Origin of the sequence: Rhodoplanes elegans, assembly GCF_016653355.1 — a bacterium.
GTDB lineage: Bacteria > Pseudomonadota > Alphaproteobacteria > Rhizobiales > Xanthobacteraceae > Rhodoplanes > Rhodoplanes elegans.
Genome location: NZ_NHSK01000165.1, coordinates 31,937 through 56,077, shown reverse-complemented (window position 1 = coordinate 56,077; position 24,141 = coordinate 31,937). Strand labels below are relative to the sequence as shown.

The following is a 24,141-nucleotide window of genomic DNA, read 5'->3' as shown; positions in this document are numbered from 1 at the left end:
CGCCGAGGTGCTGGGCGCCATCGACCGCGTCGCCGCGGCGGTCGTGGCGCGGCCCGAGCCGGCCCCGACCGTCGACCCGGAGGCCGTGGCGGCCGCCCTCGCCCGCATCGAGGCGGCGATCGCCGAGCGAAAATTCCCCGAGCCGGAGATTCGGGCCGCCGATCTGGTGCCGCTGACCCGCATCGAGACGGCGCTGGGCGAGCTGCATGCCGCCTTCGTCGGTCTGACCATCCCGGAGCCGGAGGTCCGGGCCGAGGATCTCGCTCCGCTCGCCCGCATCGAGGCGGCGGTCGCCGAGTTGCAGGCCGCGCTCGCCGCGCAGAAGCTCCCCGAACCCGAAGTGCGGGCCGAAGACCTCGCCCCGCTGATGCGCATCGAAACCGCGGTCACGGGCCTCCACGCCGCGGTCGCGGCATTGCAGGCGGCGCTCGCCGCCCAGACGATCCCCGAGCCCGAGGTGCGGGCCGAGGATCTGGCTCCGCTGGCGCGCATCGAGACGGCGGTCGCCGAGCTGCAGGCCGCGTTGGCCGCACAGAAGATGCCGGAGCCCGAGGTGAGGGCCGAGGACCTCGCCCCGCTAGCCCGCATCGAGGCGGCGGTCGCCGCGCTGCAGGCCGCGCTCGCCGCGCAGAAGCTCCCCGAGCCCGAGGTGCGGGCCGAGGACCTCGCCCCGCTCGGCCGCATCGAGGCGGCGGTCGCCGAGCTGCACGCGGCGCTCGCCGCGCAGAAGGTCCCGGAGCCCGAGGTGCGGGCCGCCGATCTCGCCCCGCTGGCACGCATCGAATCGGCGCTCGACGACCTGCAGGCCTTCCTCACCGCGCCGCGCGCCGAGGAGCCCTCCGCGCCGCCGGTCGACGCCGCGTCGCTCGACCGGATCGAGGCGACGCTCGCGGCCTTTCAGACCACCATGCAGGCGGCGCTCGCCGAGCCGCGCCCGGCACCGTCCCTGCCGGCCGTGGCCCTGGAGGATCTCGCCCCACTCGCCCGCATCGAGGCGGCCGTCGCCGAGCTGCAGTCGACGGTGGCGGGCCAGAAGGCGCCCGAGGCGGCGATCGGGCCCGACGCCCTCGCGCCGCTGCAGCGCATCGAGACGACGGTCGACGCCCTGCACGCCGCACTGCCGCCGGCCGGCTGGACCGACGATCTCGTCACGGCGCTCGGACGCATCGAGAAGGCGCTCTCCGAGGAGCGCGCCCCGCCGGCTCTCACCGGGATTCTCGAGGACCTGGTCGCCGCGCTCACCCGCATCGAGGCCGTGGTGATGCGCGAGCCCGACGCCCAGGACGCGGCGACCCGGGTGCGCAAGGAGGTCTTCGCCGCGGTCGACCGCATGGAGAGCCTGGTCGAGGCGACGCTCGGCCCGCTGCGCAAGTCGCCCGTCGTGTCGGAAATCCGCGCCGAGCTGGTGTCGCTCGCCGGCGCCGTCGAGAGCGTCGGTACCACGGTCGCGGCGCTGTCCCACGAGCCGGATCGCGCCGCCGAGCAGACCGAGGCGATGGCCGGCCTGCTGCGCGAGCAGAACGACTGGCTGCGCCGGCTGGTCGACATGGTCGGACGGCTGCCGGTCGCGCCCGCCGTGCCTGCGGCGCCGCCGCCGGCGGCGTGGACGGACGTCGCGGTGACGCCGCCGGCCGAGATCGTCTCCGTGGAGATCATCCCGGACACGCACATGTCGGAGGAGCGTGCCGGAGGTCCCGCGACCGGGGCGGCGGACTTCGACCGGCTAGCCGCGACCGCAGCGGCCGAGGTCGGCGCCGAGATCGCGGTCGCCGAGGTTACGATCGCAACCTCGACGATCGTGGAGACCACCCGCGACGACACCGGCCTCGTCGAAGAGGTTGCGCACGCGGAGGTCGTCGAGGTCGCATCGGCCGCGACGCTCGTGATCATCGAGCCGCTCGCCGACGATGTGATGGTCGAGACCGCCGCGGACGACGTGATCACGGCCGCGCCCGGCGCCTTTTCGCCGGAGCCGGACGCGCGGCCCGCAGAGCGGGAGGCGCTCGCGGCGCCGATCCCGGCCGCGGCGCCCGCGGCCGACACGGCGATGGCCGAGGACCCGGCGATCCCGACGGTCGACTTCGATTTCGCCGTGACGCCGGCCGTCGCGACCGAGCCCGCCGATGCGGCTGCCGCATGGCCGCAGGACGAGCCCGCCGCGGCCGTCGCCGTCGCCGCGACGGCCGTGGTGGCGGTCGACGAGGTGCGCCTCGTCGAGGAGGCCAGCGGCGCCGAACTGACTCGGGAGACGGCCGCCGCGGCGGCACCCGAGAGCGCGCCCCCGAGCCGGCCCGAGAACGAGAGCGCCCCGGTACCCGAGCCGGTCTCGGAGCCGCCGCGCGGCACCATCACGACCGGCATCACGCCGTTCCACGTGCCGTCCTGGCTGGTCGGCGACGACGCCGGGGCGGCGGCCGCGGCGGGCGGGCTCCTGCGCCCCGCGGCAGCCCTGGCCCCGGAGCCGCTCCCCACCCGCAACGGGCCCGATCCGGTGAGCGCCTACCGGTTCTCGATCGGCGACGTGCCGGCCGGCGCGGGCGCCGGCGCGCGGGCCGCCCTCATGCATCCGGCCCTCAACCTGCTCGCTCGCATCCAGGAGGCGCAGGCGGCCGACGAGGCCGAGGCCGCGGAGATGGCCGCGGCAACAGAGCCGCCGCCGCCGATGCACACCGTGCCGATCGATCCGCTGGCGCCGCTGAAGACGCTGACCGAGGAAGAGAAGATCGCGCTGTTCAGCTGAGCCGTAGCATCGAGCTCATCAGCTCCGTCATTCCGGGGCGCAGCGAAGCTGCGAACCCGGAATCCAGGGACAAGCTCTTCTTCGGCTGAATTCCGGGTTCGGCGCGATGCGCCGCCCCGGAATGACGACCGAGGAACTCGCTCGAGACCGTGCTCAGCCGATCAGCTTGCAGAACATCTCCGCGTCGACATTGCCGCCCGACAGGACGACGACGACGACCTTGCCGCGCGCATCGACGCGGCCGTTCAGCAGCGCGGCGAGCCCGACGGCGCCGCCCGGCTCGACGACGAGCTTCAGCTCGTGGAAGGCGAGCGCCACGGCGCGGCCGGCCTCGGCGTCGCTCGCCGTCACGCCCCGCACTCCCATCCCGAGATTGAGCGGGAACGTCACGCTGCCCGGCGTCGACATCAGGAGCGCGTCGCAGATCGAGCCGCTCGTCCGTTCGTTGCGCTCGCGCTTGCCGCTGTCGAGCGAGCGCGCGTAGTCGTCGAAGCCTTCCGGCTCCGCCGTGTAGATCTGCGCCTGCGGCGCCTTCGCCTTGACGGCGATCGCCGTGCCGGCGGTGAGCCCGCCGCCCGAGGCGTTGACCAGCACGATGTCGGGCGCGAGCCCCTGCGCCTCGAGGTCGATCATGATCTCGCGGCCGACCGTGCCCTGCCCGGCGATCACCAGCGGATGATCGTAAGGCGGCACCACGAAGGCTCCGCGCTCGCCGGCGATCTTTCGCGCGATGGCCTCGCGGTCCTCCTTGTCACGATCGTACAGCACCACCTCGGCGCCGTAGCCGGCGGTGCGCACCTGCTTGCTCTTCGGCGAGTCGGCCGGCATCACGATGGTGGCCGGCATGCCGAGCAGCTGCGCCGCGGCGGCGACGCCCTGCGCATGGTTGCCGGACGAGAAGGCGACGACGCCGGCGGCGCGCCGCTCCGGCGGGATCGACGCGCAGGTGTTGTAGGCGCCGCGGAACTTGAACGAGCCGGTGCGCTGCAGCGTCTCCGGCTTGAGGAAGACGCGAGCGCCGGTGAGGCGATCGAGCACCGGGCTGGCGACGAGCGGCGTGCGCACCGCGACGCCCTCGATCCGCGCGGCGGCGGCTTCGATGTCGGCGATGGTGGGGGAAGCGAAGGACGAGGCGGGGTCTGTTGTCATGGCGCCGGACCCTAGCGCGCGCGGCCGCCGGCACGCAAGACGCGCCGGCGGACACCGGAAACGCTATGCCGCGGCGCGGGCGGCCACGTCCGGCAGACGCCGGAATCGCACCAGCGTGTAGACGCCGAGCGGCTTGATCGGCCGCCGCTCGATCAGCGCGACGGCGCCGTGCCGCTCCGCCCAGGCGGCGAGGCGCGCGAAGGGAAACTCCGGCCGCAAGCCCATCTTGCGCGCCGGGCGCGCGAGCAGGCGCTCCAGCACGGCGGTCAGCCCCTTCTCCGAATAGAGATGGTTGACCAGGATGATCTCGCCGCCGGGCCGCACCACGCGGGCGCATTCGTCGAGCACGCGCTCGGGATCCTCGACCAGCGTGATCACGAACTGCGCGACCACGCAGTCGAACGTCCCGGCCTCGAAGGCGAGGTCGGTCGCGTCCATCACCATCACGGACTCGACATGCGGAAACTGCCCGGTGGCGAGCCGCGCCTCCGCCTTGGCGACCATCGGGGCCGACATGTCGATGCCGACCACGCGGGTCGAATGATCGTAGTCGGAGAACGAGAGCCCCGTCCCCACCCCGACCTCGAGAATGCGGCCGCCGACCCGGCGGGCGGCTTCGGCGGCGGCGCGCCGGCCGCTCTCGAAGATCGGCCCGCACACCATGTCGTAGAGCGGCGCCCAGCGGGCATAGGCCTTCTCCATGACGTGACGTTCGGGATCCGCGATGGTGTCGGGACGCGACTGCGACATCGGCAACTCCGGAAAGGCAGACATGATCAGGACGACAGCTGCGGCGACGCGATCACGCAGCCTGGGCCGCGATCGTCGCCGGCTCGGGCTCGACGCTCTCCAGCCGCTTCGTCCAGGTAATGATCTCGAAACGACCGTCGAAATGCTCGGCCACCGCCGTGCAGCTCTCCACCCAGTCACCGCAATTGATGTAATGGGTGCCGAAGCTCTGATGCATGATCGCGTGATGGATGTGACCGCAGATCACGCCGTCGACGCCGTGGTGCTGGGCCTCCGCGGCGAGCGTCTTCTCGAAGTCGCCGATGTAGTTGACGGCGTTCTTCACCTTCAGCTTGGCCCATTTCGAGAACGACCAGTAGCCGAAGCCGAGCCGCCGCATCATCCCGTTGACGAGACGGTTGAGCGTGATCGCGAGATCGTAGGCCTTGTCGCCGAGCAGCGCCAGCCAGCGCGCCTGCGAGATCACGAAGTCGAACAGGTCGCCGTGGATGACCAGATAACGACGGCCGTCCGGCGTCTCGTGGATGGCGTGCTCGACCACCTCGATGCCGCCGAAATGCGTGCCGTAATAGCCGCGCAGGAACTCGTCGTGATTGCCCGGCACGTAGATCATGCGGGCGCCCTTGCGGCCCTTGCGCAGGAGCTTCTGGACGACGTCGTTGTGGGTCTGCGGCCAGTACCAGCTCGACTTCAGGTGCCAGCCGTCGACGATGTCGCCGACCAGATAGACCGTGTCGGCCTCGTGCCAGCGGAGAAAGTCGAGCAGCTTGTCGGCCTGGCAGCCGCGGGTTCCGAGATGGACGTCCGAGATGAACAATGTGCGGAAGCGCCGCAATCCGTTCTCCGTCACGCCGCGCCCCCTTCAATGATCGCATCAATGATCGTGAACATTTCGGGGTTCTGACAGAGTCCTGTTGCGGTTCGATGACGCACCGCACTGCGCCTGTGAACGGCATCCTGCCGGTGGCGTCGTCATCGCTTCGTCATGCAGGCGTTGTAGTCGCCGGACATGACACTCCTCGGACTCGCTGTCGCCTTCTGCGGCCTGACCGTGCTCGTGCATGTCGCGAGCGTCGCCATCGCGTCGTGGCGTTGCCGCGCGCCCTCGCGGCCGCTGGCGCCGATGCCCGGAACGCCGCCCGTCACGGTCGTGCGGCCGGTGTGCGGCATCGAGAACTTCATCGAGGAGACGCTCGCCTCGACGTTCCGACTCGATTATCCCGACTACGAGATCCTGTTCTGCGTCGCCTCGCCGTCCGATCCGGTGATCCCGCTGGTCGAGACGCTGATGGCGCGGCATCCGCGGGTGCCGGCGCGGCTGCTGATCGGCAACGATCCGGTCAGCAGCAATCCCAAGCTGAACAACTGCGTGAAGGGCTGGCACGCGGCGCGCCACGACTGGATCGTGCTCGCCGATTCCAACGTGCTGCTGCCGGCCGACTATCTGCAGCGGCTGCTGGCGACCTGGCGGGCCGACACCGGCCTCGTCTGCGCGCCGCCGATCGGCAGCCGGCCGGACGGCTTCTGGGCCGAGGTCGAGTGTGCCTTCCTCAACACCTATCAGGCGCGCGCCCAGTATGTCGCCGACACGATCGGGCTCGGCTTCGCCCAGGGCAAGACGCTGTTCTGGCGCCGCGACGTGCTGGAGGCCGGCGGCGGCATCAAGGCGCTCGGCGCCGAGGTGGCCGAGGATGCCGCCTCGACCAAGGTGGTGCGCGGGCTCGGCCTGAAGGTCCGCCTCGCCGACGCGCCGTTCGAGCAGCCGCTCGGTCGCCGCCGCGCCGCCGAGGTGTGGCGCCGGCAATCGCGCTGGGCGCGGCTGCGGCGCGCCTGCTTCCCGGGCTGGTTCCTGCCCGAGATCCTCACCGGTGGCGTGTTCCCGGGTCTCGCCTTCGCGATCGCGGTCGCCGCGCTCGACGGCCCGGTGCTGCCGCTGCTGGTGCTGTTCTGGCTCGGCTGGTACGGCGCCGAGATGGCGCTGGCCCGCGCCGCCGGCTGGCATGTCGGCCGCTGGTATCCGCTGCACGGCCTGCTGCGCGACCTGATGCTGCCGGCGCTGTGGCTCGACGGCCTCCTGGGCCAGTCCTTCGAGTGGCGCGGCAACGAGATCAGGGTCGAGGCCGACAGCCGCGCCGTCTGATCGCGCGCTCCGCTACCGTCGTTCCGGATCGCACGGAACCCGTCCGGACGGGCCGACTTGGCCCCTCAGGACAGGTTTTCAAAGGGCGGGAGCGACCCATGCGGACCCTTCTCACACGACGCGATTCGAACCGGAGTTCTTCACCGCACACAGCTTCACCGCGCACCGCCGCGCTCGCGGTGCTCGCCGCACTGGCGCTGGCCGGCGGCGTGACCCTCGCCATGGCCCAGGGCGGTGGTGGTGGTGCCGGTCGCGGCGCCACCGGTCGCGGCGCCACCCGCCGCGACCGGCACCGGCTCGGGCAGCTCGGGCATCGCGCCGAGCGGCACGCCGAGCGCCGGCGTGCCCTCGACCGGCTCGGTGTCGACAGGGGGCACCCCGATCGCCCCCGGCCCGGCGCATCCCGGCCAGGGCGCCAACAGCCAGGGCACCGCGACGACGCCGACTGGCCGCGGCACCACCGGCGCCTCGGTCGGCCCGACCCTGCCGAACAGCTCGGCGGCGAGCGGGGCCGGCAGCTCGACGCCCTCGCTCAACGGCATGGGCACGCCCGACATCATGAACGGCATGCCGCGCAACGGCGCCAACACGCCCGCGCGCTGACCCGCGGCGCCGCGGGCTATCGCAAGCCGCCTCTTGCGGCCGGTCGTCTCCTGGTATCTGGTCCCGGCATCGCGGCGCTCCGCCGCCCGATCGTCAGGACCTCCGCCGCAGGACGACCGCCATGGATCTCGGACTCGCCGGCCGCAACGCCATCGTCTGCGCCTCCAGCCGCGGGCTCGGGCGCGCCTGTGCCCAGAAGCTCGCCGAGGCGGGCTGCACCGTGGTGATCAACGGCCGCGACCGCGATCACCTCACCACGGTGGCGATCGAGATCGCCGAATCGACGTGCGCCGCCGTGATCCCCGTCGTCGGCGACGTCGCGACGGCCGAGGGCCAGGCGGCGCTGCTCGAGGCCTGCCCGGCGCCCGACATTCTCGTCAACAACAATGCCGGCCCGCCCTTCCGCGACTTTCGCGAACTCGACCGCGAGGCGATCCTGAAAGGTCTCGTCGCCAACATGGTGGCGGCGATCGAGCTGACCCAGACCGTGATCGACGGCATGCGGGCGCGCCGCTTCGGCCGCATCGTCAACATCACGTCGGGCTCGGTGAAGATGCCGCTGCCGGGGCTCGATCTCTCCTCCGGGGCGCGGGCCGGGCTCACTGCCTTCATGGCCGGCGTCGCCCGCACGGTCGCGGCCGACGGCGTGACCATCAACGCGCTGCTGCCCGGCATCTTCGAGACCGACCGGCTGAAGGCGATGATCGCGGCGACGGCCGAGCGGCGCGGCGTCGCGCCCGACGCGGTCGCGGCCGAGCGCCTCGCCACCGTGCCGGCCCGCCGGCTCGGCACGCCGGAGGAATTCGGCGCGGTCTGCGCGTTCCTGTGCTCGACGCATGCCGGCTACATCACCGGGCAGAGCCTGCTGATCGACGGCGGCGCGTTTCCCGGCGCGTTCTGATTCGACGCGCACAGCCCCCCGCTCCACCTCGTCCTGAGGAGCCCGCGCAGCGGGCGTCTCGAAGGACGCGGCCCCATCAACGTCGGCGAACAAGCCCGCGCTCATCCGCTGACCCCGGGTGCGTGTGGCCTCATGGTTCGAGACGCGGCCTGCGGCCGCTCCTCACCATGAGGACCAAAGGAGTCGTCCTGCGCAAACGAAAAACGGGCGCCCGCAGGCGCCCGCTCTTTCTGGACGGTGTTTTATGGTCTGGCACAGCCGTCCGGCGGCGTGCCCGCCGGACTTTGGGCAGACGGCGGCTCTCAGGCCGCCTTGCCGAGGACGCGCTTCGCGAGATCGCGGAACTCGCCCTTGGAGAGGAGCTTCTTGTTCTTCAGCGAATAGGCCTTCACGGCCTGCAGCACCGTCATGGCGTCGTCGTCCGACACCTGCATGCCGAGATCCTGCAGCCAGATGTTGACCGAGTCGATGCCCGAGCCCTTGCCCATCACGATGTCGGCGGGCGGTTGGCCGACCGCGTCCCAACGGATCGGGAACAGCTCGGTCGCCATCTGCTCGCCGCAGTTCTTGAACCAGCTCGTGATGATGCCGGACTCGATCTGATAGAGGCCGGAGCCGACGATCGCCTTGTTGGTCGGCACCTGCACGCCGGCCAGCCGCTGCACCAGGTTGGCGAGCGGCGTGAGCTTGGTCGTGTCGATGCCGATGTCCTGGCCGTACATGGTCTTGAGCGCCATCACGACCTCTTCCATCGGCGTGTTGCCGGAGCGCTCGCCGATGCCCAGCACGGTCGTGTGCATCACCTCGACGCCCTCGGCGAGCGCCATGATGGTGTTGGCGACGCCCATGCCGAAGTCCTGGTGGAAATGCGCCTCGAGCCGCACGTTCAGGCGCTTCTTCACCTCGCGGGCGAAGTAGCGAGCGGCGTGCGGCGACAGCACCCCGAAAGTGTCGACCAGCGCCACCGCGTCCATGTGGCCTTCCTTGCCGACGCGCTCGATCAGGTCGATCGCCCATTTCAGCTCGGCGCGCGAGAAGTCGATCGGGAAGAACACCACCTCGAGCCCGTTGTCGTGGGCGTAGCGGGTCGACTCGATCGAGGTCTCGATCGCCTTTTCCATCTTCCAGCGATAGGCGTTCTCGACCAGGTGCATGCTGGAGGGGATCTCCATCACGACGCCCTTGACGCCGGTGTCGATAGCCCGCTTCACGTCGTCGACCATGCAGCGCGCGAAGGCGAAGATGTCGGGGCCGAGATTACGCCTCACGATCTCCTTGATCGCCTCGTTGTCGGACGCGGAGACGACCGGCATGCCGGCCTCGATGCGGTGCACGCCCGCTTCCGCCAGCGCCTCGGCGATCCTGATCTTCTCGTCCTTGGAGAAGATCACGCCGGTCTGCTGCTCGCCGTCGCGCAGCGTGACGTCGTGAACCTTGATCTGCTTGGCGAAGTTCAGGTCCTTGACGGCCTCGTCGGCGTAGTTCCACGGGCTCACGAACCAGTCCTTGGCCTTCCACGGCTCAGTCGCCATCTGGCTGCTCCTCTCGCGCTGCATCTTGTCGATCGGCACCGTTGCTCGGCGCCTGTCGGCCGCTGCGGCCACGCCTCGCGGCGCAGCCGTCGTTTCGCTCCTCGGGCCGGTACTCTACAGAGTTTGATTCCGCGCGCGCCGGAAAAGTCGGGCGATCTCGTTGCTCAATCCTCCGATCAGTCATGCAAAAGACGCCGGACATGGGGCCTCTGCAAAAGCCGCAGAGCGGCCGGAAAGCCGCGCCGTGCAGGCCGAAAAGGCACGCCGCGGCGCGGCGTCGCAGCACCGCTGCCGCAGTGCAGCAGACCCGCGCCCTCGCCGGTCCGGGCGATGACGATCGGGCGAGATCAGGCGATCGGATTGGTGAGAGATCCGATGCCCTCGATCGACACCGTGACGACGTCGCCCGGCGCGAGATAACGCGGCGGCCGGAACCCGATTCCCACACCGGCCGGCGTGCCGGTGGCGATCAGGTCGCCCGGCTCGAGGGTTACGTAGGCCGAAACGGTCGCGATGATGGTAGCGGTGTCGAAGATCATGTCGCGCAGCGGGGCGGATTGCCGCTGCTCGCCGTTGACCACGGTCGTGAGCATCTGGCCGTCGAGCGGCCCCATCTCGTCGGCCGTCACCAGCCACGGGCCGACCGGGCAGAACCCGTCCAGGCTCTTGCCGAGGAACCACTGCTTGTGGCGCTGCTGCAGGGCGCGGGCCGTCACGTCGTTGACCACCGTGTAGCCGAACACGTAGTCGAGCGCCTCGGCGGCCGTCACCTTGCTGCAGCGGCGGCCGATCACCACGCCGAGCTCGCCCTCGTAGTCGACCGTACCGGTCGGATCGGCGGAGGCCGGCACCGGCTGCAGCGGATCGGCGAGCGACGAGGTCGCCTTGGTGAAGACCACCGGGAACTCCGGGCTCTCCTGCTTGTCGCCGGACTGGTCGACGCCGCTCTGCGCGAACTCCTTGGCATGCTCGTGATAGTTCTTGCCGACGCAGATCACGTTCTTGGTCAGCGGCCCGACCGGCGCGGCGAGCGTCAGGCTCGACAGCACGGTGGATGGCCCGAGCCGGAGCGCATCGGGCGCGCGATCGAGGAGCGTGATCACGTCGCGCAGGTCGACGGCGGGGGCGCCGTCGATCAGGATCGGGCGAAACTCGTCGTGCGCGACGGTGCCGAAGATCTTGCCCTCGGCGGCGTGAACGGCGGCGATACGCATGATGTCCGGGCTGGGCCTTTTTGCCGGGCCGGGAGGGCCGGCTTCATTCGGCCGAGGCACGGCCGATCGGGCAGGATGGTATGACAAGTATTTCGACCGGGGAAGGCGCGGAAACGCCGACAAGGTTGTGGCGGAGCGGATCATGCCGCAACGCACAAACCCCTCTCCTCATGGTGAGGAGCGATCCGCAGGATCGCGTCTCGAACCATGTGGCCCCATCGGACCCGGCCCCGCCGCGGCGGCGGCAGCGTCCTTCGAGACGCACCATCCGGATCGGCCGCCGCCGAACCGGATGGCGCTCCTCGGAACGAGGTGAGAGCCAGGTGACGACGCGCGCGGCGCCGGAGCGTCAGGCCCCCCGGGCCTCCAGCACGGCGCGGATCGAGACGCGGGACCAACCGGCGACGCGGTCGCGGAACGCCGTGTAGGAGTCGTGGACTTTTTTGGCGAGCGGGTTGCGGGCCGCGACCTCGGCGAGGATGTCCACGGCCTGGCCGCGCGCCGCGGCGACGATCTCGTCCGGGAACGTCTCCAGCTTCACCTTGTGGCGCTCGATCAGCGCGGCGAGCGCCTCGGCGTTGAGGCGCTCCATCTCGGAGAGCGCGAATGTCGCCTCGGCGGCGCAGGCATGCGCGACGATCGCCCTGAGGTCGGGCTCGAGGCCGGTCCAGGCGGCGAGCGAGACGAGGCACTCGCCGGTGCCGTTCGGCTTGTTGAAGCCGGGACCATAGTAGTGCGGCGCCACCCGGTATAGGCCGAGCGCGATGTCGGTGCCGGGCCCGACGAACTCGGCCCCGTCGAGCACGCCGGACTGCAAGCTCGTGAGGATCTCGCCCGGCGCCGTCGTCTGCGGCGTCGCGCCGAGCCGACGGTAGACCTCGCCGCCGAGCCCGAGCGAGCGGATCTTGATGCCTCTGAGATCGGCGAGCCCCTTCAGCGTGGTGCGGAACCAGCCGCCCATGCAGACGCCGGTGTTGCCGCCCATGAACGGCTTCACCCCGAACGGCGCGTAGAGTTCGTCCCACAGCGCCTGGCCGCCGCCGGCCTCGACCCAGGCGACGTGCTCGGCCGGCGTCAGGCCGAACGGCACCGTGGTGTAGAACGCCGCGGCCGGCTGCTTGCCCTGCCAATAGAACGCCGCCGTGTGGCCCATCTCGACGACGCCGCCACCGACCGCGTCCAGCACCTCGAAGGCCGGCACCACCTCACCGGCGGCATGCACGGTGATCTGCAGGCGGCCGCCGGACATCGCGGAAATACGCTCGGCGATGCGCTCGGCCGACATGCCGGGACCGGGCAGCCGCTTCGGCCACGACGTCACCATGCGCCAGCGCTTCGCCTGCGCCCGCGCGACCGACGGTGCGGCGACGGCCGCCGCGGCACCGAGCGCCCCGCCGGCGAGATGGCGTCGGGTGAAGTTTTTCATGTCAGACTCCTGAACTCACTGGGCAGGCGATGGGCGCGAAGTCGGCCTTTTCCGCTCGTCCCCGCGAAGGCGCTAAGTCAAAGTCCGAAACCTCTCCGTCGTCGTGCTCCGCGAAGGCGGAGCACCCAGTACGCCGCACCATTTCGAGTGAAACAACGAACGCTCGCGGATACTGGGTCGTCCGCCTGCGCGGACGACGACCACCGAGAGGCCGTGCCTCCAGTGTGAACCTAGCCTCAATGCCACTTCGCGGGGACGAGCGGAGACCCAGGCAAGGCGCGTGCAGACCGTGCTTGGCGGCGTGCACCTCACCACCACCGGTGAAAATGATGCACCGGGCCGAAGCCGGTGCCGATGGTTAGGCGGTCGGCGGCCGCGATCGCGGCGGCGACGTAGTCCTTCGCCTCGCCGACCGCGGCGGCGAGATCGCGTCCCTTGGCGAGGCCGGCCGCCACGGCCGAGGAGAGCGTGCAGCCGGTGCCGTGCGTGTTTCGCGTGGCGACGCGGGGCGACGCGAAGCGCGTCACGCCGTCGCGCGTCACCAGCAGGTCGGCGCTCTCCGCACCCTCGGCGTGGCCGCCCTTGATCAGCACGGCGCGGGCGCCGCGTGCGAGCAGCGCCTCGCCCTGCCCGCGCATCTCGGCCTCGGTCGTCGCGACCGAGGTCTCGAGCAGCGCCGCCGCCTCGGGCAGATTCGGCGTGATCAGATCGGCGCGCGGCAGCAGCAGGCGGATCAGCGTGTCGACGGCCTCGGGCGCCAGGAGGCGCGCCCCGCTGGTCGAAATCATCACCGGGTCGAGGACGATGTTGTGGGCCCGATGCTGGTCGAGCCCGGCCGCCACCGCGACGATCGCGGCCGGCACCGACAGCATGCCGATCTTCACGGCCGTGACGGCGAGATCGGAAAATACCGCGTCGATCTGGGCCGCGATGAACTCCGGCGGCACGTCGTGGATCGCCGTGACGCCGCGGGTGTTCTGCGCGGTCAGCGCGGCGATCACCGAGGCGCCGTAGACGCCGAGCGCCGAGAAGGTCTTCAGATCCGCCTGGATGCCGGCGCCGCCGCTCGAATCAGAGCCCGCCACGGTCACGGCGATGGGGGTCACGGCGATAGGTGTGCCGGCGACGGTCACGCCGCGCGCTCCGCAAGAACCCCGTCGACGATCGTCCGCAGCGTGCGGGCCGCAACCTCTGGATCGGGCGAGAGCGACAGCGCCGAGATGACGGCGACGCCGTCGGCGCCGGCCGCGACCACGGGTGCGGCGTTGCCGATCTCGATGCCGGCGATGCCGACCACCGGCATGGTCGGCGCCCGCCGGCGCAGCACGGCGCGGATTTTTCCGAGCCCCTCCGGCCCCATCGGCGGCGCCGGATTGTCCTTCGACAGCGTCGCGTAGACGCCGCCGACGCCGGCGTAGTCGAGCAGATCGAGCGGCACGCGCTCGGCCGCGTCGAGCGTCTTGATCGAATGGCCGACGATCGCGCCCGGCCCCAGGATCGCGCGCGCATCCTCCACCGCCATGTCGTCGGGGCCGACATGGACGCCGGCGGCGCCGGCCGCGAGCGCCACGTCGACCCGATCGTTGATCACCAGCGGCACGCCGAACGGCGCCAGCACGTCGACCAGCGCCCGCGCCTCCTCGATCATGCGCCGCGTGCTGCCGTGCTTGTCGCGCAGCTGCACGAGCGTCGCGCCTCCGGCCACCAAGGCGCGGGCGAGATCGACGAGCGGGCGCCCGCCGGCGCGCTCCGGATCCAGGATGGCGTTGAGACGCACGTCGACGGTCATTCAGCTCACCTTCGCCTGCTCCAGCAGGTCCTTGCGGTCGAGATCGAACAGCGTGTCGAGGAGCCGCACGGCGAGCGTGCCGGGGCCGCTCGACACCACGGCGGCCCGCTCCGCCGCGACGCCGAGCGCGACGAGCGCCGCGATCGTCGCGTGCCAGGGATCCTCGTCGACGGCCGCGAAGGCCGCGACCAGCGCGGCGCCGGCGCAACCCATGGCGGTGATGCGCGCCATCCAGCGGTGGCCGTTGGCGAGCGCGGCGCGCCGGGCCGCATCGGCGACCAGGTCGGTCTCCCCGGTGAGCGCCACGACCGCCTGATTCTCGCGCGCGAAGCCCGGGAGATGGTCGGCCTCCGCCGGCAGGCCGGACAGCACGGCGAACTCGGCCGGGTTCAGCCGCAGCACGGTCGGACGCATCGCCAGAAGGGCCTTGCCGAAGGTGGCACGACCCGGCGAGCGGTCGACGAACACCGGGTCGAGCACCCAGGGAATGCCGGCTTCGGTGGCGGCATCGATGGCGATCCCGATGGCGGTGCGGCGGGGCTCGTCGAGCGTGCCGATGTTGACGACGAGCGCGTCGGCGCCGGCCACGAAGGCGGCGATCTCGTCCGGCGCGATGGTCATCGACGGGACGGCGCCGGCGGCGAGCAGCAGGTTCGCCGTGTAGGTCTGAGCGACCGTGTTGGTGATGCAGTGGACCCGCGGCCGCTTCGCCCGCAGCGCGTCGAGCGCGTCGGCGGCGCGCGCGACGGTGTCGCGAGAGATGGCCTCGCGAGAGATGGCCTCGCCTGCATCGGCGCGGCCGTGGATCGGGGCGTCGTCGCCCGCTCGCGTCATCTCGAGGTCCCTCCGCCGGCATGACCCGGATCAGGTTCGACGGGTTGGCACACCGGCCGAAAGGAGCCGGCTCCGCCTCTCAGCCCGGACGCGGATTCGGCCGGACACCCCGCTGAGATCAAAGGCGAAACTAGTCCCTCCCCCGGCCCCGCGCAAGGCTGCCGCGGCGCCCGTCTCGCTTGTCAAACCGGTCCGGTTTTGCTCGATTGCGGCGACCGCGCGACGGCGCGGCGCGAATGGCGGCGCAGTGCCGCGGGGCCCGAGGGAAAGCCGATGATTCCGTTCTTCGTGCAGATCAAGTGCAACCTCGGCAGGTCGTACCAGGTGGCCAACCAGCTCGCCGATGCCGAGATCGCCTCGGAGATCTACTCCACGGCCGGCGACTACGACCTCCTGGTGAAGTTCTACGTCGAGCCGGGCACCGACATCGGCCACTTCGTCAACGAGAAGGTGCAGACGATCTCGGGCATCGTCGACACCAAGACGATCATCACGTTCAAGGCGTTCTGAGCCGGGACGCGCTCACGCGGCGTCGTCGGGCTTCGCCGCCTTGCGGCGCTGCGCGGCGAGCCGGCGCTCGCGCCAGATCACGAACAGGCCGGACAGCACCACGATGCCGGCACCCGCATAGGCCCAGCCGGTCGGGATCTCGCCGAACACGACCCAGCCGATCACGAAGGCGAAGAGCAGCGCCAGATAGTCGAACGGCGCCATCACCGAGGCGGGCGCGTAGCGGTAGCTCTCGGTGAGCAGGAGATGCGAGGCGCCGCCCAGAAGCCCGACACCGATCAGCGCGACGAGCTGCGGCAGCGTCGGCGTGATCCAGACGAAGGGCAGCACGGCCCCGCCCGCGATCGTGCAGATCAGCGAGAAGTAGAAGACGATCGACGAGGTCGTCTCGCTGTCGGTCAGGCGGCGCGTCTGGATCACCGCGAAGGCGTTCGAGAAGGCCGAGGCGAGCGCGCACATCGCTCCGACCGTGGCCGCCGTCGAGGCCGCCGTGACGAGCCGGCCGAGCCCGAGATAGGGCCACAGCATCACCACCACGCCGACGAAGCCGACCCCGACCGCGGTCCACCGATAGGCCCGCACCCGCTCGGAGAGCACGATCGCGGCGAGCGCCACCGTGATCAGCGGCGCCGCGAACGTGATCGCGGTCGCGTCGACCAGCGGCAGGCGCGCCAGCGCGGCGAAGTTGAGGAACATGCCGGCCACGCCGATGCTGCCGCGGCCGACATGGCCGAGCAGCCGGCTGGTGCGCACCGCCGCGGACAGCTCGTGCCGGGCCGCGTAGAGGGCGACGATCAGCACCAGGGCGAACAGGCTGCGGAAGAACACCACCTGGCCGAGCGGAATCCCGGCCTCGCCGAGATAGCGGACCAGCGCCGACATCACCGCGAACAGCAGGACCGAGACGATCTTGACCAGGATGGCGGCGTGCAGGCTCATGACGGGCGGGGGCAGGATCGCGACGCGGCGCGGGCGCCCCTTGTCGCACGGTCCTCGGGTTCCGAAAACCACTCTTGGCGGGACGCGGCCGTGCGGGGCCGACGCTCGTCATTCCGGGGCGCGCCGAAGGCGCGAACCCAGAATCCAGCAGCGACTCGACATTCTTGGCTGGATTCCGGGTTCGGCGCTCCGCGCCGCCCCGGGATGACCATCACCTCGAGTGGCGCTACTTCCGCTCCGGCCGCACCGGGCCGTCGACGGGCGGCAGCGACTTCAGGTACTCGGCCATGGCGGCGCGGTCCGCGGCCGAGAGCTTCGCGGTGTTGCGCACCACCGCCGCCATCGTGCCGCCGACCGAGTCGCCGTCCGGCAGGTCGCCGGTCTCCAGCATGTAGGCGACGTCCTTGGCGGACCACGACGCCAGCCCCTTGCCGGTGATGTTCGGCACCCACCCCTGCCCTTCCGGGTTCGGGCCACCGGCGAAGCGCTGCGCCTCGACGATGCCGCCGAGCGCATTGCGGGGCGAGTGGCACTCGGCGCAGTGGCCGGGGCCGTTCACCAGATAGGCGCCACGATTCCACGCCGCCGACTTCGATGGATCGGGCCGGAACGGCCGGCCGTCGAGATAGAGCATCTTCCACAAGCCCACGGCGCGCCGGACAGAGAACGGGAACGGCAGCTCGTGCGCGGGTGCCCGGCCCTGCACGGCCGGCAGCGTCCGGATGAAGGCGAACAGGTCGCGAAGATCGCCCGTCTCCATGCGCTGGTACGACGTGTAGGGGAACGCCGGATAGTAGTGGCGCTCGTCGGGCGAGGTGCCGTCCTGCATGGCGGAGACGAAGGCCACCTCGCTCCAGCGGCCGATGCCGTCGTCCGGATCGGGCGAGATGTTGGGCGCGTAGAAGGTGCCGAAGGGCGAGTGCAGCGGCGCGCCGCCGCCGAGCCGCGTCGGATCGTCCTTCGACGACGCATGGCACGAGGCGCAGCCGCCGGCGAAGAACATCGTCCGGCCGTTGTCGAGATTCGGCGTGTGCGGCCCGAGCGAGGCCGCGGCGACGCGGGTCGGCTCGGTGAGGACGAAGAACACCGCGACGCCGGTCCCCAGGACCAGCGCCGCGGCGATCAAGAGGATGCGCAGGCGGCGCACCGGTCAGCTCTTCTTGATGCGGTAGCTCTCGTGGCAGCCGCCGCAGTTCTTCTGCACCTCCGAGAAGGTCGCCTTGAAGCTCGCCTCGTCCTTCACCTTGTCCTTGGCGGCGGCGGCATCCTGTCCGAACTTGGCGAGCTTCGCCTGGAAGTCGCTCATGCTCTGCCAGATCTTCGGATCGGCTGCGGTGTCGCCCCCGGTCTTGGCCGACTCCGGATAGAGATCCTTGCTCTTGGTCGCGCTCTCCGCATAGGTCGCGAAGATCGCCTGCGCCTTGGCGAGATCGAACGGCATCTCGCCGCGCGCCATCAGGGCGCCGGTCCGCGCCTGGTCGCCGTTGGCCTTCATGATGGCCTTGCGCTGCGCGATCACGTCCTGCGCGGCGACGACGGTCATACCGGCGGCGGTCAAACCCGAGACGAGCATGGCGGCGGCGAGCATCGTACGGATCGTCATGAGGTCTCCTGCGTGGTGAGATCGAAGTCGTTGTGAGATCGAAGTCCATGAGCGCCGGCGGGGAGCCGGCCCGGGCGATGCGCCGTCGCTGCGGACGCGGCCCGACCGGAGGTCTACAGACAAATACGTACCGTGACACGACGGGTCGTTGCACCTCCGGATCACGACTTCGCGACGGTGTCTTGATGACGCAGGGCGGGGATCGTGGCGTCTCGGCCGCAAGCCGCGTCCGCCCGACCCATCACAGCGTGTGCATGCGCGCGTGCTCGCGCAGCGTCGCCCAGATCGCCTGCGGGCTCGCCGGCATGTCGATGTCGCGGATGCGATGGGCGCGCCACAGGGCATCGACCACGGCGTTGATCACGGCCGGGGCCGCCCCGATGGTGCCGGCCTCGCCCGCCCCCTTCACGCCGAGCGGATTGGCGGTGCAGCGCACATTGCGGGTCTCGAACGTGAAGGCCGGCAGGTCGCCGGCACGCGGCAGGGCGTAGTCCTGCAACGTCGCGGTGACGAGCTGGCCCGAATCCGCATCGTAGACGGTGTTCTCCAGCAGCGCCTGGCCGATGCCCTGCGCTACGCCGCCGTGGATCTGGCCCTCCAGCAGCAGCGGATTGAGGGTCATGCCGACATCGTCGACGATCACGTAGCGGACGATCTCGATCGCGCCGGTCTCCGGATCGATCTCGACCTCGGCGACGTGGGTGCCGTTCGGAAAGGTCGCCGCGGCCGGCCGGAACGTGTCGGCGACGGTGAGACGCGCGGGCGTCGCGGCCGGCGCCGTCGCGACGCCGGCGAAGCTGATCGTGCAGTCGGTGCCGGCGATGCGCACCACGCCGTCGGCGAGCTCGATGTCGGCCGGCGCGGCCTCGAGCGCATCGGCCGCGATCGCCTTGACGACCTCGGCGAGCTTCTGGGCCGCCCCGTCGACGGCGACGCCGCCGCACGGAATCGAGCTCGAGCCGCCCGTGCCGGCGCCGGTCGCGATCACGTCGGTGTCGCCCTGGACGACCCGTACCCGCGACGGCGGCAGGCCGAGATGCTCGGCGACGATCTGGGCATAGGCGGTGGCGTGGCCCTGGCCGGTCGACTGCGAGCCGATCAGCACCGTGACGACGCCATCGCGGTCGAGCCGCAGCGTCGCGGTTTCCGGACCGACCGTGCCGCAGGCCTCCACATAGGTGGCGAGCGCGATGCCGCGCAGCTTGCCGTGCCGGCGCGCCGTCTTGGAGCGATGCGCGAAGCCCTTCCAGTCGGCGATCTCCTGGGCGCGCGCCATGTGGGCGGCGAAGTCGCCGGAGTCGTAGACCTTGCCGGTCGCGGTCGTGTAGGGCATCGCGCCCGGGGCGATGAAGTTCTTTCGCCGCAGGTCGTCCGGCGCGATGCCGAGGTCGCGCGCCGCGGTGTCGACCAGCCGCTCGATCACGAAGGCCGCCTCCGGCCGCCCCGCCCCCCGATAGGCGTCGACCGGCACCGTGTTGGTGTGGACGCCACGGATGCGCACGTGACACGCCGGCAGCGCATAGACGCCCGGCAGCAGGCCGGCGCCGGCGAACGGGATGTAGGGCGCGAAGCAGGAGAGATACGCGCCCATGTCGCAGATCATGTCGACGTCGAGCGCCAGGAACCGGTGCTCGCCATCGAGCGCGAGGCGCGCCGTCGTCACGTTGGCGCGGCCGTGGCTGTCGCCGACGAAGTGATCCGCGCGGTCGGCGACCCAGCTCACCGTGCGGCCGAGCCGCTCCGCCGCCACGGCGGCGAGCGCGTATTCGCGATACGGAAACAGCTTCGTCCCGAAGCCGCCGCCGACATCCGGCGTGATCACGCGCAGCCGCTCGGGCGGGATGCGCAGAACCTGGCCGGCCAGGATGTCGCGCACCGTGTGCGAGCCCTGGCTGCCGAGCGTCAGCGTGATGCGGCCGTCGGCGCGGTCGATCGACGCCGTGACGGCGCGGGTGTCCATGTAGTTGGCGACGAGCCGCTGGTTGACGACCTTCAGCTCGACCACGTGCGCCGCCTTCGCGAAGGCCTTCTCGGTCGCCGCGGCATCGCCGAGCGTCTGGGTGTAGGCGACATTGCCGGCGCGGCCCGACCAGACGGGCGGCGCGTCCGCCGCCACGGCCGCGGCGGGATCGACGACATGGGGCAGCGGCGCGTAATCGACGACGATCGCCTCGGCGGCGTCGCGGGCACGATCGAGCGTGTCGGCGACCACGAAAGCGACGGCGTCGCCGACGTAGCGGACGACGTCGCCGACCAGCACCGGGCACGGCGACGACGCGACCGTGACGCCGCGCGGAATTCCGAGACACGGCAGCGGGCCGAGATCCGCGATGTCGGCCGCCGTCAGGATCAGCCGCACGCCCCGCATCGCCCTGGCTGCGGCCGCTTCGATCGCCCGAATGCGAGCGTGAGCATGCGGGGCGCGCAGCACGACGGCGCGCAGCGCGTCACCGGGCACGAGGTCGGCGACGTAACGGCCGGCACCGCGCAGGAAGGCCTGGTCCTCGCTCCGGGTGACGGCCTGCGACAGTCCGAACTTCATGATGGAATCCCCGTCTGCGTCCGCGACGCCAGATTGTAAACCATACGGGGCGTGTCGGGGGGTGGATCAATGCCGCCCCCCAGGTTCCGTGCGATGCGGACACGCTTTCCCGGAGTACTTGGGCGGGGAAGCGGTCGGATCGCGCGCGGCAGCGCGGGATCCGGGTGAGGGTTTGTGTGCTCGCCAACTGGCGCCCTAACCCGTCACCCGACGTGCAAGAGCGCGCCTTGCCTCTCCCGGCGGGAGAGCGTGATCACCCGCGCCGATTCTCCGCCGCCGGCGGATCACTCCGCCGGCTGACCCGTCGCCGTGCCATCCGGCGCGGCTTCGCGGCGGCCGCCGGTCAGGCCGGACAGCCAGCTTCCCACCACGTAGAAGGCCGGCGTGAAGACCAGGCCGAACATGGTGACGCCGATCATGCCCGAGAACACCGCGGTGCCGAGCGCCTGGCGCAGCTCGGAGCCGGCGCCGGTCGCCCATACCAGCGGCACCACGCCGAGGATGAAGGCGAGCGACGTCATCAGGATCGGCCGCAGTCGCAGCCGCGCCGCCTCGACGGCGGCGGCCCGGCGGTCGCGCCCCTCGTCCTCGAGCTGGCGCGCGAACTCGACGATCAGGATCGCGTTCTTGGCCGCCAGTCCTATCAGCACGACGAAGCCGACCTGGGTGAGGATGTTGTTGTCCATCCCGCGCAGGATCACGCCCGTGATCGCGGCGACCAGGCACATCGGCACGATCATGATCACGGCGAGCGGCAGCGTCAGGCTCTCGTACTGGGCGGCCAGCACCAGGAACACGAACACGACGCCGAGCCCGAAGGCGAACAGCGCGGTGTCGCCGGCCCTGAGCTGCTGATAGGCGAGGCCCGTCCACTCGTAGCCGATGCCGGGCGGCAGCGTCTCGGCGGCGAGCTTCTCCATGATGGCGATCGCCTGCCCTTGCGAGTAGCCGGGTGCGGAATCGCCGTCGAGCTCGGCCGCCGGATAGAGGTTGTAGCGCGGCACCCGGTAGGGACCGGAGATGTCGCGCACTGTGGTGAACGAGCCGATCGGCACGGTCTCACCGCGCGAGTTCTTCACCCGCAGGGCCAGCACGTCCTTGGCCTCCAGGCGATGCTCGGCATCGGCCTGCGCCTGCACCCGGAAGGTGCGGCCGAACAGGTTGAAGTCGTTGACGTAGGACGACCCGATATAGACCTGCAGGGTGCTGAACACGTCGGCCATGTTGATGCCGAGGAGCTGCGCCTTGGTGCGGTCGATGTCGAGATAGAGCTGCGGCGTCGAGGTCTCGAACAGCGAGTAGACCTGCTTGAGGCCGGGTGTCTGGGCGGCGCGGCCCATCATGGCGTAGACGGAGCCGAGCAACGCCTGCGACCCCAGCCCGTTGCGGTCCTGCACCATCATGCGGTAGCCGCCGGCATTCCCGATGCCCTGAACGGGCGGCGGCAGCACCACGACCATGAAGGCGTCCTGGATCGCGGCGAGCTTGCGGAACAGCGCCGTCTGGATGCCGGCGGCCGTCTTGGCCGGATCGCCGACCCGCTTCTCGAACGGCTCGAGGATCAGGAACATGGCGCCGGCATTGGGGGCGTTGGTGAAGGTCGCGCCCGAGAAGCCGACGATGTTGATGGCGTGACCGACGCCGGGCGTCTCCAGCGCCATGTCGGCGGCGCGCTTCATCACCGCGTCGGTCCGCTGCAGCGAGGCGCCCGGCGGCAGTTGCGCGGCGACGATCAGGTAGCCACGGTCCTGCTGCGGAATGAAGCCCTGCGGCGTTTGACGGAACTCGTTGAGGCCGAAGGCGAGCACGCCGACATAGGCGAGCAGCATCAGCACCACGAGGCGCACGACCCGGCCGGCGATCCAGGCATAGCCGCTCGCCACCGCGTCGAAGCCGCGGTTGAACAGGCGGAAGAAGCCGTGCACGGGCTTCTCGAACCAGCGCTCGCGGTGGTGCGGATCGTGCGCCTTGAGGAGCAGCGCGCACAGGGCCGGCGACAGCGTCAGCGAGACGAGCAGCGAGATCAGCGTCGAGCCCGCGATGGTGAGCGCGAACTGCTGGTAGAACTGCCCCGAGATGCCGGTGATGAAGGCGGTCGGCACGAACACGGCGGACAGCACGAGCGAGATGGCGACGAGCGCCCCGCCGACTTCGTCCATCGTCTTGTGGGCGGCGTCACGCGGGCTCATCCCGGCCGAGATGTTGCGCTCGACGTTCTCCACCACGACGATCGCGTCGTCGACCACGATGCCGATGGCGAGCACCAGGCCGAACAGCGACAGGTTGTTGAGCGAGAACCCGAACAGGCTCATCACGAAGAACGTGCCGACGAGCGAGATCGGAATCGCCAGGATCGGGATGACGGCGGCTCGCCAGGTCTGGAGGAACAGGATGACCACGAGCACGACGAGGATGGCCGCCTCGAAGATCGTCTCGACGACGGCGCGCACAGACTCGGCGATGAACGTGGTCGGATTGTAGATGATCGCGTGCTTGACGCCCTGCGGGAACCCCGGGGCGAGGCGCTCCATGGTCGCGACGACACCCTGGCCCGTCGTCAGTGCGTTCGAGCCCGGACGCTGGAACACGCCGAGCGCCACCGAGGGCTGGCGGTCGAGATAGGAGGTCGAGGAGTAGTCCTGCGCGGTCAGCTCGACGCGGCCGATGTCCTTGATGCGGACCACCGCCGTCTCGGTCTGCTTGACGACGACATTGGCGAACTCCGCCGGGTCGGACAGGCGCCCGAGCGTGCGCACCGCGACCTGGAAGGCGAGCTGCTCGGGCACCGGCGGCTGGTTGAGCACGCCGGAGGCGACCTGGATGTTCTGCCCCTGCAGGGCCGCCGTCACGTCCTGGGCGGTGAGGTTGAGCGACTGCAGCCGGTCGGGATCGAGCCAGATCTGCATCGCGTAGTCGCGACTGCCGAACACCGTGATGGAGCCGACGCCGTCGACGCGCGACAGCACGTCCTTGACCTGGATGTTGGCGAAGTTGGAGATGAACAGCGTGTCGCGCGAGCTGTCCGGCGAGTAGAGGTTCACCACCATCAGGATGTCGGGCGAGGCCTTGTTGACCGTCACGCCGATCTGCTGGACCTGGATGGGCAGGCGCGGCTGCGCCACCGCGACGCGGTTCTGCACCTGCACCTGGGCGATGTCGAGATTGACGCCGAGGTTGAACGTCACGGCGATCGAGAAGCGCCCGTCCGCGGTGGAGTTGGAGGAGATGTACATCATCCCCTCGACGCCGTTGATCTGCTGCTCGATCGGCGCGACCACGGTCTCGGCGACCGTCTCGGCGCTGGCGCCCGGATACTGGCCCGTCACGTTGATGACGGGCGGGGCGATCTCCGGATACTGCGCGACCGGCAGCCGCAGATAGGCGACCGCGCCCAGGATCACGATGACGATCGAGACGACCGACGCGAAGATCGGCCGCTCGATGAAGAAGTGGGAGAGCTTCATCGCGC

General features: G+C 70.8%; 20 protein-coding genes and 1 riboswitch. Of the genes, 5 read left to right on the top strand and 15 right to left on the bottom strand.

Going from position 1 to position 24,141, the window contains the following annotated elements:
* A partial coding sequence (locus CCR97_RS20985; RefSeq protein WP_420826089.1) for a hypothetical protein occupies window positions 1-2,740 on the top strand: 2,740 nt, incomplete at its 5' end.
* A 153-nt stretch (window positions 2,741-2,893) separates the two neighbouring features.
* On the opposite strand, the gene CCR97_RS20980 is transcribed toward CCR97_RS20985, so the two are convergent.
* The 3 genes from CCR97_RS20980 to CCR97_RS20970 all read right to left on the bottom strand — a co-directional run bounded on the left by CCR97_RS20980 (window position 2,894) and on the right by CCR97_RS20970 (window position 5,474).
* Complete coding sequence (locus tag CCR97_RS20980) at window positions 2,894-3,889, bottom strand: threonine ammonia-lyase (RefSeq protein ID WP_111359662.1); 996 nt, start codon at window positions 3,887-3,889, stop codon at window positions 2,894-2,896.
* Window positions 3,890-3,952: 63 nt separating this feature from the next.
* Window positions 3,953-4,639 (bottom strand): class I SAM-dependent methyltransferase, encoded by a 687-nt coding sequence (locus tag CCR97_RS20975; protein WP_111359661.1) that lies wholly within the window; start codon window positions 4,637-4,639, stop codon window positions 3,953-3,955.
* 52 nt (window positions 4,640-4,691) lie between these two features.
* Window positions 4,692-5,474 carry a UDP-2,3-diacylglucosamine diphosphatase gene (locus CCR97_RS20970; protein WP_207199536.1) on the bottom strand — a complete coding sequence of 261 codons (783 nt, stop codon included), beginning with the start codon at window positions 5,472-5,474 and terminating at the stop codon, window positions 4,692-4,694.
* 174 nt (window positions 5,475-5,648) lie between these two features.
* Here CCR97_RS20970 and CCR97_RS20965 point away from each other — a divergent pair, with 174 nt between their 5' ends.
* Window positions 5,649-6,779, top strand: coding sequence for a ceramide glucosyltransferase (locus CCR97_RS20965; protein WP_111359659.1), 1,131 nt, complete (start codon window positions 5,649-5,651; stop codon window positions 6,777-6,779).
* Between the two features lie 155 nt (window positions 6,780-6,934).
* Here CCR97_RS20965 and CCR97_RS20960 read toward each other — a convergent pair whose 3' ends face one another.
* Window positions 6,935-7,156 (bottom strand): hypothetical protein, encoded by a 222-nt coding sequence (locus CCR97_RS20960; protein ID WP_201159808.1) that lies wholly within the window; start codon window positions 7,154-7,156, stop codon window positions 6,935-6,937.
* Here CCR97_RS20960 and CCR97_RS20955 point away from each other — a divergent pair.
* On the top strand, window positions 7,140-7,382 hold the full coding sequence (locus CCR97_RS20955) for a hypothetical protein (protein WP_201159807.1): 243 nt from the start codon (window positions 7,140-7,142) through the stop codon (window positions 7,380-7,382). The two genes, CCR97_RS20960 and CCR97_RS20955, sit on opposite strands and share 17 nt — an antisense overlap.
* 121 nt (window positions 7,383-7,503) lie before the next feature.
* Window positions 7,504-8,283 carry an SDR family oxidoreductase gene (locus CCR97_RS20950; RefSeq protein ID WP_111360689.1) on the top strand — a complete coding sequence of 260 codons (780 nt, stop codon included), beginning with the start codon at window positions 7,504-7,506 and terminating at the stop codon, window positions 8,281-8,283.
* A gap of 302 nt (window positions 8,284-8,585) precedes the next feature.
* On the opposite strand, the gene CCR97_RS20945 is transcribed toward CCR97_RS20950, so the two are convergent.
* The 6 genes from CCR97_RS20945 to thiM form a co-directional block, all read right to left on the bottom strand.
* Window positions 8,586-9,854, bottom strand: a complete 1,269-nt coding sequence (locus CCR97_RS20945; protein WP_207199535.1) for a hypothetical protein — start codon at window positions 9,852-9,854, stop codon at window positions 8,586-8,588.
* A gap of 308 nt (window positions 9,855-10,162) precedes the next feature.
* Complete coding sequence (locus CCR97_RS20940) at window positions 10,163-11,029, bottom strand: fumarylacetoacetate hydrolase family protein (protein ID WP_111359874.1); 867 nt, start codon at window positions 11,027-11,029, stop codon at window positions 10,163-10,165.
* 349 nt (window positions 11,030-11,378) lie between these two features.
* Entirely contained in the window at window positions 11,379-12,455 is a 1,077-nt protein-coding gene (locus tag CCR97_RS20935; RefSeq protein ID WP_111359873.1) for a TRAP transporter substrate-binding protein, read from the bottom strand.
* A 308-nt stretch (window positions 12,456-12,763) separates the two neighbouring features.
* Window positions 12,764-13,561 carry a bifunctional hydroxymethylpyrimidine kinase/phosphomethylpyrimidine kinase gene (gene thiD, locus CCR97_RS20930; RefSeq protein ID WP_111355345.1) on the bottom strand — a complete coding sequence of 266 codons (798 nt, stop codon included), beginning with the start codon at window positions 13,559-13,561 and terminating at the stop codon, window positions 12,764-12,766.
* 23 nt (window positions 13,562-13,584) lie between these two features.
* Entirely contained in the window at window positions 13,585-14,244 is a 660-nt protein-coding gene (gene thiE / locus CCR97_RS20925; RefSeq protein WP_111355342.1) for a thiamine phosphate synthase, read from the bottom strand.
* Window positions 14,245-15,078, bottom strand: a complete 834-nt coding sequence (gene thiM / locus CCR97_RS20920) for a hydroxyethylthiazole kinase (RefSeq protein WP_111355344.1) — start codon at window positions 15,076-15,078, stop codon at window positions 14,245-14,247.
* A riboswitch (TPP riboswitch) is annotated at window positions 15,069-15,200 on the bottom strand. Its footprint overlaps the gene before it by 10 nt.
* 151 nt (window positions 15,201-15,351) lie before the next feature.
* On the opposite strand from thiM, the gene CCR97_RS20915 reads away from it, so the two are divergent.
* Window positions 15,352-15,588 carry an Lrp/AsnC ligand binding domain-containing protein gene (locus CCR97_RS20915; protein WP_111355341.1) on the top strand — a complete coding sequence of 79 codons (237 nt, stop codon included), beginning with the start codon at window positions 15,352-15,354 and terminating at the stop codon, window positions 15,586-15,588.
* A 12-nt stretch (window positions 15,589-15,600) separates the two neighbouring features.
* Here the strand turns inward: CCR97_RS20915 and CCR97_RS20910 are convergent, their stop codons facing one another.
* The 5 genes from CCR97_RS20910 to CCR97_RS20890 form a co-directional block, all read right to left on the bottom strand.
* Window positions 15,601-16,527 carry a DMT family transporter gene (locus CCR97_RS20910; RefSeq protein ID WP_111355340.1) on the bottom strand — a complete coding sequence of 309 codons (927 nt, stop codon included), beginning with the start codon at window positions 16,525-16,527 and terminating at the stop codon, window positions 15,601-15,603.
* Between the two features lie 226 nt (window positions 16,528-16,753).
* Entirely contained in the window at window positions 16,754-17,674 is a 921-nt protein-coding gene (locus CCR97_RS20905) for a c-type cytochrome (protein WP_111355339.1), read from the bottom strand.
* 3 nt (window positions 17,675-17,677) lie between these two features.
* The gene (locus CCR97_RS20900) at window positions 17,678-18,130 is read right to left on the bottom strand and encodes a c-type cytochrome (RefSeq protein WP_170145662.1); all 453 of its coding nucleotides are present in this window, start codon (window positions 18,128-18,130) and stop codon (window positions 17,678-17,680) included.
* Between the two features lie 241 nt (window positions 18,131-18,371).
* Window positions 18,372-20,672 (bottom strand): xanthine dehydrogenase family protein molybdopterin-binding subunit, encoded by a 2,301-nt coding sequence (locus CCR97_RS20895; protein WP_201159806.1) that lies wholly within the window; start codon window positions 20,670-20,672, stop codon window positions 18,372-18,374.
* A 284-nt stretch (window positions 20,673-20,956) separates the two neighbouring features.
* Complete coding sequence (locus CCR97_RS20890; protein ID WP_111355337.1) at window positions 20,957-24,136, bottom strand: efflux RND transporter permease subunit; 3,180 nt, start codon at window positions 24,134-24,136, stop codon at window positions 20,957-20,959.
* Window positions 24,137-24,141: the final 5 nt, after the last annotated feature.